The organism is Ilumatobacter sp. (genome assembly GCF_039969435.1).
Classification (GTDB): Bacteria; Actinomycetota; Acidimicrobiia; order Acidimicrobiales; family Ilumatobacteraceae; genus Ilumatobacter_A.
The window spans coordinates 113,292-129,092 of sequence record NZ_JBDVNU010000006.1 but is presented as its reverse complement, the minus strand read 5'-3'; the positions used below and the strand labels follow the sequence as shown (position 1 = coordinate 129,092).

General features: G+C 69.3%; 14 protein-coding genes. 6 read left to right on the top strand and 8 right to left on the bottom strand.

Translation table 11 applies throughout. The annotated features are described in order from the left end of the window. Positions 1-3 precede the first annotated feature (3 nt). The 5 genes from ABJK40_RS01510 to ABJK40_RS01490 all read left to right on the top strand — a co-directional run bounded on the left by ABJK40_RS01510 (position 4) and on the right by ABJK40_RS01490 (position 6,167). Positions 4-831 (top strand): DUF1638 domain-containing protein, encoded by an 828-nt coding sequence (locus ABJK40_RS01510; protein ID WP_348478635.1) that lies wholly within the window; start codon positions 4-6, stop codon positions 829-831. After that, positions 828-1,427, top strand: a complete 600-nt coding sequence (locus tag ABJK40_RS01505) for a virulence factor (RefSeq protein ID WP_348478636.1) — start codon at positions 828-830, stop codon at positions 1,425-1,427. Before ABJK40_RS01510 ends, ABJK40_RS01505 begins: the two co-directional genes overlap by 4 nt. Next, the gene (locus ABJK40_RS01500; protein WP_348478637.1) at positions 1,424-2,353 is read left to right on the top strand and encodes a dihydropteroate synthase; all 930 of its coding nucleotides are present in this window, start codon (positions 1,424-1,426) and stop codon (positions 2,351-2,353) included. The genes ABJK40_RS01505 and ABJK40_RS01500 overlap by 4 nt, the downstream gene beginning before the upstream one ends. After that, on the top strand, positions 2,350-4,428 hold the full coding sequence (locus ABJK40_RS01495; protein WP_348478638.1) for an ASKHA domain-containing protein: 2,079 nt from the start codon (positions 2,350-2,352) through the stop codon (positions 4,426-4,428). The genes ABJK40_RS01500 and ABJK40_RS01495 overlap by 4 nt, the downstream gene beginning before the upstream one ends. 170 nt (positions 4,429-4,598) lie before the next feature. Next, the gene (locus ABJK40_RS01490; protein WP_348478639.1) at positions 4,599-6,167 is read left to right on the top strand and encodes a trimethylamine methyltransferase family protein; all 1,569 of its coding nucleotides are present in this window, start codon (positions 4,599-4,601) and stop codon (positions 6,165-6,167) included. Between the two features lie 25 nt (positions 6,168-6,192). Here the strand turns inward: ABJK40_RS01490 and ABJK40_RS01485 are convergent, their stop codons facing one another. Further along, positions 6,193-6,324 carry a hypothetical protein gene (locus ABJK40_RS01485; RefSeq protein ID WP_348478640.1) on the bottom strand — a complete coding sequence of 44 codons (132 nt, stop codon included), beginning with the start codon at positions 6,322-6,324 and terminating at the stop codon, positions 6,193-6,195. 153 nt (positions 6,325-6,477) lie between these two features. Continuing rightward, positions 6,478-6,720, bottom strand: coding sequence for a hypothetical protein (locus tag ABJK40_RS01480; protein ID WP_348478641.1), 243 nt, complete (start codon positions 6,718-6,720; stop codon positions 6,478-6,480). A gap of 162 nt (positions 6,721-6,882) precedes the next feature. Between ABJK40_RS01480 and udp the strand changes: the two genes are divergently transcribed. Further along, entirely contained in the window at positions 6,883-7,644 is a 762-nt protein-coding gene (udp, locus tag ABJK40_RS01475) for a uridine phosphorylase (protein WP_348478642.1), read from the top strand. A gap of 124 nt (positions 7,645-7,768) precedes the next feature. Here the strand turns inward: udp and ABJK40_RS01470 are convergent, their stop codons facing one another. The 6 genes from ABJK40_RS01470 to ABJK40_RS01445 form a co-directional block, all read right to left on the bottom strand. Beyond that, a complete protein-coding gene (locus ABJK40_RS01470) occupies positions 7,769-9,034 on the bottom strand; it encodes a hypothetical protein (RefSeq protein ID WP_348478643.1) in 1,266 nt (421 codons plus the stop codon). Positions 9,035-9,064: 30 nt separating this feature from the next. Continuing rightward, entirely contained in the window at positions 9,065-10,009 is a 945-nt protein-coding gene (locus tag ABJK40_RS01465; protein WP_348478644.1) for a hypothetical protein, read from the bottom strand. Continuing rightward, positions 10,006-12,081, bottom strand: coding sequence for a hypothetical protein (locus ABJK40_RS01460; RefSeq protein WP_348478645.1), 2,076 nt, complete (start codon positions 12,079-12,081; stop codon positions 10,006-10,008). Before ABJK40_RS01460 ends, ABJK40_RS01465 begins: the two co-directional genes overlap by 4 nt. Before the next feature lie 73 nt (positions 12,082-12,154). Next, positions 12,155-12,604, bottom strand: coding sequence for a hypothetical protein (locus ABJK40_RS01455; protein WP_348510125.1), 450 nt, complete (start codon positions 12,602-12,604; stop codon positions 12,155-12,157). Next, positions 12,585-14,789 (bottom strand): FHA domain-containing protein, encoded by a 2,205-nt coding sequence (locus tag ABJK40_RS01450; protein WP_348478649.1) that lies wholly within the window; start codon positions 14,787-14,789, stop codon positions 12,585-12,587. Before ABJK40_RS01450 ends, ABJK40_RS01455 begins: the two co-directional genes overlap by 20 nt. Before the next feature lie 180 nt (positions 14,790-14,969). After that, complete coding sequence (locus ABJK40_RS01445) at positions 14,970-15,797, bottom strand: PASTA domain-containing protein (protein ID WP_348478650.1); 828 nt, start codon at positions 15,795-15,797, stop codon at positions 14,970-14,972. Positions 15,798-15,801: the final 4 nt, after the last annotated feature.

Here is a 15,801-nt window from a genome sequence, read left to right as displayed (position 1 = left end):
ACCGTGGACGCCGTGGCACCGGTCGAGTCGCGCACGCTCGTCATCGCGTGTGGTGCGCTCGCCCGCGAGCTGCTCGCCATCGTCCGGATGAACGGTCTCGACTCGGTGACGGTCGAGTGCCTGCCCGCCGCCCTGCACAACCGGCCCAGCGAGATCCCCGACGCCGTCCGCGCCCGCATCCACCGCGCCCGCAACCCGCATCCGGGCGCCGGCGCAGATGTGCGAGTGATGGACCGTGACATCGCGGTCGAGGGCTCACACCTGCTCCACACGCCGGACGACGTCGACCCCATCGACGACCATCTGCGAGTCGTCGACCCCGACATCGCGGTCGAGGGCCCACACCTGATCCACACGCCGGACGAGGCCGGGACGACCTACGACTCGATCTTCGTCGCGTACGCCGACTGCGGGACGGGCGGGCTGCTCCAGAAGGTGTGCGCGGAGGAAGGCGTCGAGATGCTCGACGGGGCGCACTGCTACGAGTTCTTCGCCACGGCTCCTCGCTTCGCCGAGATCCAGGACGCCGAGATCGGCTCCTTCTACCTGACCGACTTCCTCGCTCGTCACTTCGAGCGGATGGTGTGGCAGGGGCTGGGGTTGGATCGCCACCCCGAACTGCTGCCCATGTACTTCGGCAACTACACCCGCCTCGTGTACCTCGCGCAGACCGACGACCCCGAGCTGCTCGCACTCGCCCAGGCCGGCGCCGACCGACTCGGCCTGACGATGCTCGTGGAACGAACCGGCTACGGAGAACTGGAGGAGACCATGGTGGAACTCGGAACGACCGGAGCCGCCGCAGGCCGAGCGGGAGGTGAGCCTCGATGAACGATGCGCAGAACGACCCGTCCGGCGACAGCGCGAGCGACTCCGTCGACCTCACCGCCGAAGGTGTCGGTCTGGGACCCGATCAGGGTGAGATGCGCGAGCGTCGCACCGCCGGTCGCAGCGGGCGCCGCCGCGGTGGCGGGGCGCCGACCCTGGCGACGATCTCCTGGCGCGACATCCCCGCGCAACTCACCGCACGGGGAGGCAACGACCAGCACAAGGTGCTGTTGCACGCACGGTTCCAGCATGCGATCGACCGCGCCGCCGCCGTGGCCGGGTTGACCTCGACGCACGACTACGTCCAGCAGTGGCGCACCGATTCCGCACCGCTCGCAACCGGCGACGTCGCCGCACAACTCGATCAGCAGTGCGCGGAACTCGAAGCGGAGTACCCGCGCGATCGCCTCGAGGCACTCGTGGCGAACGGCGGGCTGGACCCCGCCAAGGGCGACGGTCGCGCGGCAGGCGTCTGCGATCCCGCCGACGAAGTCGACCACTCCGCCCCCACACTCGAAGACCTCGGAGCCGCCCCGGACTCCGAGCAGCACGACGACCCGACCACCGCACGCCCGGCCAACGAAATGGACACCCCGTGACCGACACCATCATCAGCTCCGCCACCAGAGAAGTCGTGATCGGATTCCACCGTCCGTTCGTCATGATCGGTGAGCGGATCAACCCGACCGGACGCAAGTTGCTCGCTGCCGAGATGAAGGACGGCAACTTCGACCGCGTGGCCGCCGATGCCATCGCCCAGGTCGCTGCCGGCGCGCAGATGCTCGACGTCAACGCCGGCATCCCACTCGCCGACGAACCGGCCCTGCTCGCCCAGGCGATCCAGCTCGTGCAGTCCGTGACCGACGTGCCGCTGTCGATCGACTCCTCGATCGTCGAGGCGCTCGAGGCCGGGTGCGCCGTGTACCAGGGCAAGCCGTTGATCAACTCGGTCACCGGCGAGGACGAACAGATGGAGCGCGTGCTCCCGCTCGTCAAGAAGTACGGCGCTGCGGTGGTCGCCATCTCCAACGACGAGACGGGCATCTCCGAGGACCCCGACGTCCGCTTCGAGGTCGCCCGCAAGATCGTCAACCGCGCCGCCGACCACGGGATCCCGTCGTCCGACGTCGTGGTCGACCCGCTCGTCATGCCGATCGGCGCGATGGGCCAGGCGGGGCGTCAGGTCTTCGCCCTGCTTCGTCGACTGCAGAGCGAACTGAAGGTCAACACGACCTGTGGTGCGGCAAACGTCAGCTTCGGACTCCCCAACCGGCACGTGATCACCGGGACGTTCATCTCCATGGCGATCGCGAACGGGATGACCTCGGCGATCATGAGCCCGCTGCACACCGAGATCAAGAGCGCCGTGAAGGCTGCCGACGTGCTGATGGGCCACGATCAGGACTGCGGCTCCTGGATCTCCGAGAACCGCGAGGGCGGCCAGGCCGCGAGCGGTTCCGCCGAGGCCGGCGGCGGCGCACCGAAGCGTCGGGGCGGTCGACGCGCCCGCATCGAAGGATCGTGAGCCCGGTGCCCGGCGACGCGCCGGTGAAGGTGCGGCGCGTGGTGTTCGCCCCGTCGGGGCTGAGTGCGACCGTCGAGGACGGCACCACCCTGCTCGACGCAGCACGCACCGCCGGAGCCGACCTCGACTCCACCTGCGGCGGGCGCGGGCTGTGTGGGCGGTGCCAGGTCGTGCCCTCGATCGGCAACTTCAGCAAGTGGCAGATCGATTCGCGTCCCGACGCGATCACAGGATGGACCGCCACCGAGACGGACTACACCGGCCGGAGACCGATCACCGACGGCCAGCGGTTGGGATGCGCCGCCCAGGTGTGTGGCGACCTGGTGGTCGAGATCCCCGCAGCCAGTCAGGTCCACAAGCAGGTCGTCCGCAAGTCCGTCGACGTCGGTGACATCGAGATCGATCCGTTGGTCCGGCTGCACTACCTGGAGTTGGAGAAGGCCGAGCTCGGCTCGGAGTTGCGTGGCCTCGCCGAGCAGATCGGCGCGGCACTGCTCGCCGACTACGACGTCACGATCACCCGGATCGACACCCACGTGTTGCCGTTGATCGCCGACGCCGTCAGAGGCGGCGACGAAGCGATCACCGTGGCCGTGCGGTACGGCCACGAGGTGTGCGCCGTCTACCCCGGCTACGTCGACCGAGCCTTCGGCGTGGCGGTCGACGTCGGTTCGACCACGGTCGCAGGCCACCTGGTCGACCTGTCGACCGGTGAGGTGCTCGCGAGCAACGGCGTGATGAACCCGCAGATCCGATTCGGCGACGACCTGATGTCGCGGGTGTCGTACGTGATGATGAACCCGGGCGGCGAGGTCGAGTTGACCCGGTCCATCCGCACCGCACTCGATGCGATGGTCGGCGAACTCCTCACCGATGCGGCCGACACCGTGGACACCCTGCGCCCGATCGACCGCCGGTCGATCCTCGACATGACGATCGTCGGCAACCCGATCATGCACCACGTGATCCTCGGCATCGACCCCACCCCACTCGGCCAGGCCCCGTTCCTGCTGGCGACGGACAGCGCCGTGACCGTGCGGGCGACCGACCTGGGGATCGACGCACCGTTCGCCTCGGCCTACCTGCTCCCCTGCATCGCCGGTCACGTGGGCGCCGACACCGCCGGGGCGATCCTCGCCGAAGGCCCGCACCGCAGCGAGGAACTGCAGTTGCTCGTCGACGTCGGCACGAACGCGGAGATCGTGTTCGGCAACTCGTCGCACGTGCTCGCTGCGTCCTCCCCCACCGGCCCGGCGTTCGAAGGAGCGCAGATCTCGGCGGGCCAGCGGGCGACCGCCGGTGCGATCGAACGGGTGCGGATCGACCGGGACACGCTCGAACCTCGTCTGCGGGTGATCGGTGCAGACGTGTGGTCCGACGACGCCGAGTTCACGATGCAGACGATGAAGCTCGACATCTCGGGCATCTGCGGTTCGGGCATCATCGAGGTGATGGGCGAGATGTACCTCGCCGGACTGATCGACGTCGACGGAACGATCCGCTCGGACGGACCGGAGCGGACCGATCGGATCTTCGCCGACGGACGCACCTACTCGTACCGCCTGTGGGGCGACTCGGAGGATCCGACGCAGAACATCAACGTCACCCAGGACGACGTGCGCGCGATCCAGTTGGCGAAGGCCGCACTGCGCGCCGGGATCGACCTGCTGTGCGAACATGCCGGACACACGGATCCCGAGGCGATCGGTTCGGTCCGTCTCGCCGGAGCGTTCGGTGCCCACATCGACCCGCTGTACGCCAAGGTGCTCGGCCTCGTGCCCGACGTCCCCGTCGCCCTGGTGTCGTCGGTCGGCAACGCAGCGGGGGCCGGTGCCGTGCGTGCCCTGGTGTCGGCGGCGCAGCGCGCCGAGATCGAGTCGGCGGTGCGGCGAGTCGAGAAGATCGAGACCGCCACCGAGGCCCGGTTCCAGGAACTGTTCGTCAACGCGATGGGCTTCCCGCACACCACCGAACCCACTCCGAACCTCGCGACCGAGACGGTTCTGCCGGTCGCCCAGGAGCGCGCGGCGAGTGCCGGTGCCCGCCGGCGAACGGGTCGCCGCCGGCCCCGCTGACACCGGAGCACGGCTCGTGTCGGTGATCGTCACCACCACGCCGGGACGACTGGCCGTCGGTTCACCCCCGAGGTGAGCCGTTCTGTAATATGGAACAGTTCCGAATGACGGAACACCGCATGCAGGTTCGTGCCCGGCACGAGCCTGCTCGATCGGCACGGGAGTCGCTGATGACTGGAGAACGAGCCGACGACCGACGAAGCGGACGGCGCAGTGGCGGACGCGCCGGTCGAGCCGCCACGCGGGCCGCGGCGGCGGCACCGGTGCCGGGGTACCTGAACCGACGGATCCGGCCCTACGAGTTGGTCATGGACGACGAACTCGAGCAGATCGAACACAACGCCGACACCATCCTCGAGCAGATCGGCATCGAGTTCCGCGGCTACCCCACCGCACTCGAACGCTGGAAGCAGGCCGGTGCCGACGTCGACGGGATCCGCGTCCGATTCCCCCGCGGCCTGTGCCGCACGATCGTGCAGCGCTCGGCGCCACGCCAGTACACCCAGCACGCCCGCAATCCTGCGAACAACGTCGAGATCGGCGGGAACAACACGGTCTTCGCCCCGAACTACGGGTCGCCGTTCGTGTACGACCAGGACAACGGTCGGCGCTACGCCACCATCGAGGACTTCGAGAACGTCGTCAAACTGGCCTACATGGCACCGCACATCCACCATTCGGGCGGCACGGTCTGCGAGCCGGTCGACGTGCCGGTCAACAAGCGTCACCTCGACATGGTGTACGCGCACCTCAAGTACAGCGACAAGGCCTTCATGGGTTCGGTCACGGCGGGCGAGCGTGCCGCAGATTCGATCGAGATGGCGCGGATCGGATTCGGCGGCGACCTGCGCGACGCATCCGGTGTGGAGCGCACCGTGATGTCATCGCTGATCAACGCGTCGTCGCCGCTGGTGTGGGACGACACGATGCTCGCCGCGGCCGAGACCTACGCGCTCGCGAACCAGGCCTGCGTGATCTCACCGTTCATCCTGTCGGGAGCGATGGCACCGACGACCGCCGCCGCCGTGGCCGCGCAGACGCTGGCCGAGGCGCTCGCCGGCATGGCCTTCTGCCAACTCGTACGGCCTGGTGCGCCCGTGGTCTTCGGTTCGTTCGCGTCGTCGATGTCGATGGCCACCGGTGCTCCCACGTTCGGCACACCGGAACCGGCGATCGTGCTCTACACCGTCGCTGCGCTCGCTCGCCGACTCGGCGTGCCGTTCCGTTCGGGCGGAGCGCTCACCGCATCGAAGCTGCCCGACGCGCAGGCGGCGTACGAGTCGGCGTCCACGATCATCCCGACCCTCATGGCGGGAGTGAACTTCGTGCTCCACGCCGCCGGGTGGATGGAGGGTGGCCTCGCGTTCGGGTACGAGAAGTTCATGATGGACGCCGACCAACTCGGCATGATGATGAAACTCGGACAGGGCCTCGACATGAGCGAGAACGGCCAGGGGTTGGACGCCTTTCTCACCCACACGCCCGGTGAGCACTTCCTCGGCACGGCCCACACGTTCGCCAACTTCGAGACTGCGTTCTACCGCTCGACGATCGCCGACAACTCGAGCTTCGAGCAGTGGACCGAGGACGGTGCGACCACGGCAGCCGACCGGGCGAACACGGCGTGGAAGTCGGCACTGGCGAGCTACGAGCCACCGGCGCTCGACGACGCGATCGATGCGGAATTGCTCGACTACGTCGGTCGGCGCAAGGCCGAGATGCCCGACGCGATCGGCTGACCGAGGGCCACGCGGCGCGCGGCGATCACACGCTCTCGCGCTCGACGGGGCCCGAGCTGAGGATGCCGGCGAGCTCGGCGTCGTTCCGTCGGTCGAACTCCGCATCGCTCGGGATGCCGACCGCCATCGTCGCCATCAGTCCGGCGGGCAAGACCACCTCGGTGCAGCGTTCCCGCCGGGCGCCCCGGCGAGGCCGTCGACGCCCTGACGGGTCCAGTTCGTCCACGACACGTCGTTGCCGGTCGGCAGCGGGTGAGCGCCGACCACATCATCAGGTGCTCGACCGCCATCGTCACGCACATCAGCACGATCAGCACCGGGAGGTACGGGGCGTACCTTCGCAACGTTCCCGCCGTGTGGACACGATCGCGAAGTTCCCGGGCACCGACAGCAGCACCAGGTACAGGTAGAGGTACTGACCGGTGACGATCGGCAGGACGAACGCCACGGCGAACACGAGCGGGTAGAGCAGGATCTGGAGGTCGCCGAGGATCGACGACGGCAGCTCGTAGAAGCCCAGCGTCCGGTTCCCCGTCCGACGGTCGAAGACCACCGGCAACAGGTCGTCGTCGGCCGGTCGCAGAACGCGGAGTGATGTCCATCGCCCGACGTGCTCGCTCGCTCATCGTGACGTGGAACCGCGATCGGTGTGCTGCGACGACACGACGCTCGGGACGGCCCGGCAGGAAATCACCAGGTTGGTAGCGTCGCTCGGATGAGTGATGTGTTCCACCTCGGGCTGGCCGGCGAACAACTGCAGGGTGCCGCACTGGCGATCGTTCCAGGCGACCCGAAGCGGGTGGCTCGGATCGCGGGACTGCTCGACCGACCGGTCGAACTCGCCTCGACACGTGAGTTCACATCGATGCTGGGCTGGCTCGACGACGTGCCGATCGTCGTGTGCTCGACGGGGATCGGTGGGCCGTCGACGTCGATCGCCGTCGAGGAACTGGCTCAACTCGGTGTTCGCACGTTCCTGCGCGTCGGAACGACCGGTGCCATCCAGCCGGGCATCGACCCCGGCGACGTGATCGTGACCACGGGTGCGGTCCGACTCGACGGGGCCAGCCTGCACTTCGCACCGCTCGAGTTCCCCGCGGTGGCCGACTTCGAGTGCACGCGTGCGCTCGTCGACGCGGCGCGAGGTACCGACGCGACGGTCCATGTGGGGGTGACCGCATCATCGGACACCTTCTACCCCGGTCAGGAGCGGTACGACACCGTGTCGGGCCACGTGGCCCGACGGTTCCGGGGCAGCCTCGCCGAGTGGCGCGCGCTGGGCGTGCTGAACTACGAGATGGAGTCGTCCACGCTGTTCACGATGTGCGCCACCAACGGTTGGCGTGCCGGTTGCGTCGCCGGCGTCCTCGTCAACCGCAACGTCGACGAAACCCCCGACGAGGGAGCCTCGGCGCGTGTCGAGTCGACGTCGATCGGCATCGTCGTCGACGCCGCCCGACGGCTCACGAAGGGCTAGCGAGCCGGCTCCCCACCGGTCGACCCTCGACTGTGGAACGGGAGGTGTGGAGTGGGTCAGACCCCTGCCACACCCCGCCCACGAGACAGGTCGTTCTCCGGTGCGGTGAGGATCAGGTCGCGGCTCAGCAGCGGATCGTGTGATCCGGCGGATCGAACGTGCTGATGCGGCGGACGTACGCATCGGCCGGGCCGGAGGCGATCGCGTCGCACGCCTCCCGCTGCGTGGCGTACGGGCCGAACACGACGCCGTAGATGTCGGCGCCGTTCGAGAACTCCTGGCGCAGCGACGGGCAGGCCTTGGTCCAGATGTAGTTGGTGCCCGGATAGCGCCCGAGCAGCTCCTCGACGACGGGCGCATAGGGCTGCTCACCGATGGCCGAACCGACGAACGTGATGTATCGACCGTCGCACGCCTCGTCGAGGATCGGTTGGGTCAGTCCGAGGTCGCCCGGCCCGCGGGTCGGTGCGGGAGAGGCCGTCGGGGTGGGCACCGGAGGCGACGTCGGTGCCGGGATCGATGCAACGGTGGGTGGAGCCACGACGACGTCGGACGGCACCGTGGTGGCACCTGGGTCGGGAAGGGCCGGGTCCGGCGCTGCCGGGCCGGCGACGACGGTCTCCGGCACGGCCGGGACCGCCACGGTGTCGGTGGGAACGGTGTCGGTGGGAACGGTGTCGGGCGCGAGCGTGTCGGCGACGTCGACGAGACCCGTGTCGGGAGGAACCGCGACGGGAGGGGGCTCGGTCGGCGTCGGCAGGGCGGGCGGGGTGGACGTCGTGGTGGGCAGGTCGTCCGTGCCGGCGATCTCGTCGCCACCCGAACCCGACGACAGCAGGATGAACACACCGCCCACGATCACCACCGCGGCGACCGCGAGCGTGGCGATCATCACGCTGGTGGAGCGTGACGAACCGGTGAGCGGTGCCGACGCAGGCGTCGCCATAACCGCCGCACCGACTCCGTACGGCACGGTGGACGGAGGGATGCCTGATCCCCCCGGTGGGCGAGCCGTGGGTACCAGGATCTCGGTCGGGTGTCCCGACGGCGAGGACGCAGGGCCCCAACCGGAGTCGGACGCCGACGGTGGCGGAGCGACGGTGGTGGGTCCGGGCACGACCGGGGCGGGAGGCGGACCCGTGACCGGCCCGGTCTCACCGAAGGTCGGAGCATCCACGGACTCGCTCGTGCGTGTCCCGTCGCCTCCCGGCGCCACGCCGGGCGCCGATCGGGCATCCGGGATGCCGTCGGGCGCTCGATCGGGTTCGGGGTCGGTTCCACCCGCCACGAGCGATTCGATGCCGCCCGCCTCGGGCATCGCGACCCCGCACGTGCCGCAGTAGCGGGCGTCGCCGTGGTTGCGCTCTCCGCACCGATCGCACTGCCTCATGTCGGCTCGTCCCGTCCCGCCCCTGTCACGTCACCGGTTCCGGATGTACCGGTAGTCGAAGATCTGGAGGAACCCGTCGGGGCGGACGTTGACGTCGACCTCGACGAGCTCGAACGAGGTCGGATCCCCGTCGGCCTGCCCGTACGCCATGTCGACGGCGAGCGACTGGAACCCGGCGCTGCCGCCCACCGACTCGACGCGCTGCACGTCGGCGAAGGACACGCTGCGCCAGAACCCGACGAACTGGTCGAAGCCGTTCGGGTAGTCGGCCTGGTCGGAGGTCGACAGGAGATTCCACGCCGTCGTGTGGTCGCCGCCCACCGCGACGGCGACGTAGTTCCGGAAGAATCCCTCGGCCTGTTCGAACGTCAGCGCCGACGCCCCTGCCGGGGCGGGAACGGGGGCAGGCGACGGCGCCGCCGTGGGAGTCGGGGCGATCACGGGCGCAGCCGTCACCGGCGCAGCGGTGACCGGCGCAGCGGTGACCGGCGGAGCGACCGGTGATGTGGGGGCGGGTGTGGTGGCAGCAAGCGTGGCCGGCACGTCCGCGACGGTCGTGAGCGCGTCGACCGCCGCAGATTCGGTCGTCGCGACCTGCGGAGTCGCCGTGCCGGGAGGTGCCGTTGCGTCGGACTCGGCATCGAGTGTCGTGTCGGGCTCCGGCGTGCCGTCGACCGTTCCGACCGCGCCGACGTCGACGACCGAATCGGACGACCTGACGTCACCGCTCCCGTCGGTGTCGACGAGGAACAGCAATGCGCCACCGACGATCAACACGGCGGCGACGGCGCTCGCGCCGATCACGTATCCCGTGGCGCCGGCGCCCTTCGCGGCCCCCACCGCCGTCGCATGCAGATGCGAGGGCGGTGTGGCCGCGCCTGCGCCCATCGACGATCCGCAGTTGGTGCAGTACGTCGCGTGCGCCGCGTTCACCGTGTCGCACGACGGGCAGCGGGCGCCTCCGTGATCGGTCACGCGGGTGTCGGCGAGATCTGGTAGCTGGTGTCGTCGTCGCCGCTGGTGTTCACGACGATCAACTCGTAGGTGCCGGGCGGGAAGTCGTAGGTGTCGGTGTCGACCAACAGGTCGAAGTCGTCTCGGATCCGCCACTCGATCCCCTCACCGGTCACGTCGATCCGAATCTGCTGTTGGGCCTCGACTTCGAGTTCGAAGATGCGGACGTCGCCGGGGCCGAAGTCACCGGTGATCCGCGTGGGGAACGGCAGGGCCTGACGACCGGCTTGACGGATCCGCAGCGTGGTGCTGCCCTCACCGCTCGGCAGGCACGGGAGCAGGCCGCAGTCCTCGTCGACGTCGATCTCGGAGTACGTGACGACACGCGCGACCCCGTCGACCTCGGCTTCGAACTCGCTGCCGAACTGTGGTTGCAGTGAGCCGAATTCGCCGTCGGCGAAGATCGCGATGTCGGCGTCCTCGCTGGCCGTGACGTTGTACACCTCGCCCTCTTCGATCGGGAACTCGTTGACGGCGTACAACTGGCCGTCGAAGTCGATCTCGATGTCGCTGCCCGGCTCGACGACCGTTGCGTCGTCGCGCTGAGCGCTGTCGGTCACGAAGAGCAGAGTCTGGCGATCGTCGATCACCGTCAGGAATCGGCCGAGCACATCGGTGACGGTGGGGACCAAGCGCACCCGCCGGCCACCGTCCTCGTCGACGGTGTCGAGCCACAGGGTCGTGTCGAGATCGGTGGCCGTGGGCAGGTCGAGCAGGTCGAGCAGGCATTCGTCGGTGACGGTCTCGCCGTTGTCACGGACCCGGAGGCAGTCGCCCTCGATCGTGACCGTGGCCGAGTCGTCGGGGTCGCCGGTCACCTGCAGTTCGACCTGTTGGAGCTCGACACGGCCCGAGCCGATGTCCTCGGCGTCGACGGTCAACTCGTAGCTGATGTCGCCGGTGTCGATCTCGGCGAAGCCGTCGTCGATCGCATCGCGGAATGCGAGAGCGACCCGGCCCTCACCCCCGCCGAGTGCTGCGGCGAGTGCGTCGGCGTCCGGGTCGTTGATCACGTCGACGAGTGCCTGGACCGCGTCGACCGGCGACTCGGCACCGGGGTCCCGGTCGCCACCGATCTGGTCGTACTCGCCCGGGGGAAGATCTGCGGCCTGCACGATGTAGTGACCGATGGTGAGCATCGGGCTCATGTACCACTGGCCGTCGAGTTCGATGACGATGATCTCGATGTCACCGCTGTCGGTCGGGAACGAGTCGTCGAGGTCACGGCTGTCGAACGAGATGTCCTCGTCGCCGAAGGCATCGTTCATGGCGTCGTTGCCCGACGTCTCGACGTCGCCCGACACCTGGAAGGAGACGATGGCGGCACGGTCGCCCTCCATCGACACGTCGATCCGGTCGGCCGTGATGTCGATGGCGACGTCGATCGCGGACCCGTCGTCCTGGTTCTCGTCGAGGAGCGTGTCGAGACCGAGGTCCTCGATGTACCGAGACCCGTCCTCGACGAGTTGGTCGACGCCGTCGAGTTCGTCGGGCGCCATGAGATCGACGACGGCCAGCGGGTCCTGTGCGTTGATCGCCGCGACCATCTCGTCGACGACCGCCTCGGGCGACGAAGCGCCGCCCGTCGCGTCTCCGCCGAGCAGGAACCGGAGCGCGAGGAATCCGATCGCGAGCAGCCCGACCACACCGAGGCCCAAGCCGATCAACTTCCCCTTGCCGGAGCCCTTGCCCCCACCGGAGGGCGGTCCACCGACCGGAAGGAACTGGGGCTGCGCGCCGGCGGGCGAGTACGTGCCGGGCGGTGTGCTGCCGGACGGATCGCCAGCGGCGTACTGGGGGACGCCCTGCGGCGGGTACTGGCCTGCGGGGCCGGCCGACGGGACGTTGGAGTACGGCGGTTGTCCGTAGGTCGGCGTCGGCGGCACGCCTGCGACCGTCGCCGACGCATCGCCGCTGTAGTCGGGTTGCCACGGGAGCGCCGGCTCGGGTGACGTGGGTGGCGTCGCGCCGGGCGAACCTTCACTCGGCATGGCGATGTTCTGTGGACCGCCCGAGGGCGGTGCAGCAGACACCGACGTACCGCACTCGGGGCAGAACTCAGCACCCGGGCTCAGGTGGTGTTGGCAGTGTTGGCACGACGACATGTCATTTCCTCACGATGTTCACGAGTTGGACCGCCGACAGTGCGACGGCGGAAGCGAAGACGAACGTTGCAATCGTAGGTCCTGACGACCAGTTGGATGGTGGGATCACGCGACCGAGCAGCCAGAACCCCATCAGACACACCGTCGCCATCGAAGCACGGACCACCAGGACCGCCGGACGCGTCACTGCCGCGGTCGCGATGAACCCGCCGCCGAGGCCGACGAGGGCGTAGACGCCGGCGGCGACCCACACTCCCCAACTCGGCGAGAGCACGCCCGAACGGATGTTGTCGGCGAGTTCGAGTCCCGCGAACCGCGAGCCCGGCCCGCGTCGGAACCAGCGGGTCATCGACGTGGACAACAACGCCACCCCGCACACGACCCACGCCACGGGGACGCCCACGACGAGCAGCCTGGACGGGTGGCCGCCGTCATCCGTAGGCGACGACATCCCCGTCCGCTTCGATCACGACCACGATCTCGCCGACCGTTGCGAGCCCACCGACACCCTCGCTCCAGAACTCGTCGCCCGTGGTCCACTCGTAGGCGGTGACCTGCTCCGCGCTCGGACCCTCGAAGGCCACGAGGGCGTTCGACGCCGGGACGACCACGCTCTGGGCGTCGATGTCGAACCGGTCGTCGCCGGATTCGAGATCGAGGACCAGCGTGTCGCTGCCGGTGTCGACGATCACGACGACACCTCCGTCGGGGTCGAGCACCTGGCCGAGCGAGCCCCGCTCGGACCAGCGCTCGACGGCGTCCTCGCCATCGAGGTCGTAGACCACGACCTCGTCACCCAGTTCCGCGACCAGCGTCGAGGAGTCGACGGACACGAGTCGGGTGACGTCGCCGTCGAGGCGCGGTCCGGGGGACGACTCGCCCGACGCATCGAGGTACTCGATCTCGTCGCCGATCGCGACCAGCAGTCGATCGCCGTCGTAGACGGCCGCCGTCGCTTCGTCGTCGACGTCGACCGGTCCGAACACCGGCTGCAGGTCCTCGTCGTACACCCCGATCTCCTGATCGTCACCGACCAGGAAACCGTTGCGATCGCCGGTCTGGACGGTGCCGCGCACTCGTTCGAGACGCTCGCCGGTCTCGGGGTCGAGCACGCTCAGGCCGTCCTGCGCGACGACCGTCACGCCGCCGTCGCCGGCGAAGGCGGTGCCCTCACCGATCGACTCCCTCCACAGTTCGTCGCCTTCGGAGCGGTCGAGTCCGACCGCATCGCAACTCGTCAGACCGTCGTCGCCGAAGGTGCAGGCCGAGACGACCGCGACATCGCCGTACTCGCCGACGAACGTCACGAATCCCGACTCGTCGAAGTCGACCTCCCAGCGCTCGTCACCGTTCTCACGGTCGAGGCTCGTGAGCGTCGTGGTGGTGTCGGTGTTCGAACCGACGTAGACGGAGGTGTCACCGATTCCGGGCGTCCCGGCGGCGTCGGCGACGTCGGTCGACCACAACTCGTCGATGTCCGTGGGCACCGGAGCGAGTTCGAAACCGGTCCCACCTGCGGAGTCGTCGCCACCGCCCAGCACGCTCACGAGGGCAACACCGATCAGGCCGACCACGACGAGTGCCCCGACGCCGAGCAGGACCTTCTTGCCGGCGCCGCCCTTCGACGACGCTGCAGCGCTCGGATCGACGAACACGGGCGCGCCGGCGTGCTGTCCGGGAGCTCCGAGGTACGCCGGCGCCGGACCGACCGAACCGGGCGGAGGGGGCGACTGACCGTACTGGCCGGGGGGCGGACCCTGCGGCGTGTGTCCGGCGACGGGTCCGCCGTACGGGGCAGCGGGCTGGGCGGGAGGACCGAGGGGCGCCGCAGCGGCCGGACCGGGGCCCGGGACGAAGCCACCGGGGGGGATCACGACGGTCCTCCCGGCATCGACGCCGTCGTCACTCGCGCCGTTCGTCGGCCCCGGGGCGTGGCCGGCGGGTTCCGGCATGACCGGAGCGCCACAGCCGTCGCAGAACTTCGACCCGGGTGGAAGGACGCGGTGGCACTGCGTGCACGGAGCGCCATCGGCGACGACCGCTGCGGGCGCGGGCGGATCGGCCGGAGCGGCAGCGGGCGCTGCCTCGACCTGGTCGGACCAGGAGCTCCCCGCGACCGGTGCGACCGTCCGATCCGCCGGCGCCAGGTGTTCGATCGTCGCCGCACCGTCCGCGAGATCGTCGGCGGCGTGACCGTCGTCTGCCTCCGGGTCCGACGTCGTGTCCGACGTCGTGTCCGGAGTCGTGGAGGTCGGCGACGACGCCGGACTGGCCACCTGCTCCGGCTCCGCGAAGGAAACGGCACGTTCGATGGTCATGCGTTGGTCGCCGAACTCGATCTCGGCGCCTGTCGGAATCGGGATCCACCGGTCACTCGGGACCGCCGTCTCCCCGGCGGCGTGGTGCAGGAACGTGCCGTTCGACGAACCGAGGTCGGTGATGATCAGGTCGGACTGGTCGAGGTCGATGCTCAGGTGCGACTTGGACACGAGCGGATCTCCGTCGACCTCGATCGTGGCGCCGTCGTCGGCTCGAGGGTCCCGGCCGATCGTCACCGGCCCGAACATCTCGTGGTCCGGGTGCCCAACGATTCGCAGTGTCGCGATCAGTTCGCCTGCCTCATCGGTCGTGGTCACGTCGTGGTCCTTTCGCTCGTCCGGTGGGGTCGCATGCGCCGTTTCTATCTGTTCCCGTGCATCGAACCCGTCACATCCCACGGGGACGTCTCCCCGAGACGACCTGCGGTCCTGCCGGCATCCTCCCCTCCCACCGTCAACCGACCGTCACCACGCCGATCGACACCTGCTCCCGACCGCTCACCACAGCGTGTCCTCGGCGGAGCCGCGGATGCGGACGGCGTCCGCCGGGAACACCAGGCACTCCGAGGTCCGCTCCCCCTCGCTCGCGTAGCGGACGTCGTTGGGTCGGATGGTCCGCAACCTCAGGTCGGAGTCGACGAGGTCGACGCCGAGGAAGTCACGGTACGGCGCGAGGCACTGGTCGAACAGCAGGTCGTCGATGGCGAGCTGGTCGTACTCGGCCGGAGCGTCCTGGAGGTCGAATCTGGCGATCAGCTGGGCGTCGTGGAACTCGTCGCAGTCCACCGGTTCGTAGACGAGGATCTCGTCGACGACGGTGTAGTTGGCGCAGTCACCCGGCTCGAGCCCACTCAGGTCGCTCGCGGTGACCTCGCCGACCGGGAACGGGTCGGCGGGCATGGTCTCGGGCCTCGGTTGCAACGACACGGTGAGGAAGACCGTCCCACCGGCAGGCAGCCGCTCGGCCTGAGCCGGACTCTGCTCGATCACCTCGTCGAAGAACTCAGCGTCGGTCGCGATGACGGTGGTGACGTCGACAGCGAAGTTCACGAGGCGCGCTTCGGCGGTCGCCTGGTTGACGCCGATGACGTTGGGCACCGGCAGCGTCTCGTCGTCCTCGGGGGAGGTGGCGGTCGACGGCGGCTGCACCGGCTGGCTGTCGACGACCGCGGGATCGGGTGGCGCCACCGTGCTCGGTGGGAGGGTGGCCAGCGGGATCGAGTCGGCCGTGTCGCCGTCCCCCGTCATCCCGGCGACGCCGAAGAACAGGCCACCGGCGACGAGCGCCACGGCGACCGCGGTGACGCCGATGGTTCCTGCCTTCATCCCC

Coding starts and splice junctions, on each gene's coding strand:
- ABJK40_RS01490 (WP_348478639.1), top strand. CDS start 4,599: ATGACTGGAGAACGAGCCGACGACCGACGAAGCGGACGGCGCAGTGGC.
- ABJK40_RS01445 (WP_348478650.1), bottom strand. CDS start 15,797: ATGAAGGCAGGAACCATCGGCGTCACCGCGGTCGCCGTGGCGCTCGTC.
- ABJK40_RS01470 (WP_348478643.1), bottom strand. CDS start 9,034: ATGAGGCAGTGCGATCGGTGCGGAGAGCGCAACCACGGCGACGCCCGC.
- udp (WP_348478642.1), top strand. CDS start 6,883: ATGAGTGATGTGTTCCACCTCGGGCTGGCCGGCGAACAACTGCAGGGT.
- ABJK40_RS01505 (WP_348478636.1), top strand. CDS start 828: ATGAACGATGCGCAGAACGACCCGTCCGGCGACAGCGCGAGCGACTCC.
- ABJK40_RS01455 (WP_348510125.1), bottom strand. CDS start 12,604: ATGTCGTCGCCTACGGATGACGGCGGCCACCCGTCCAGGCTGCTCGTC.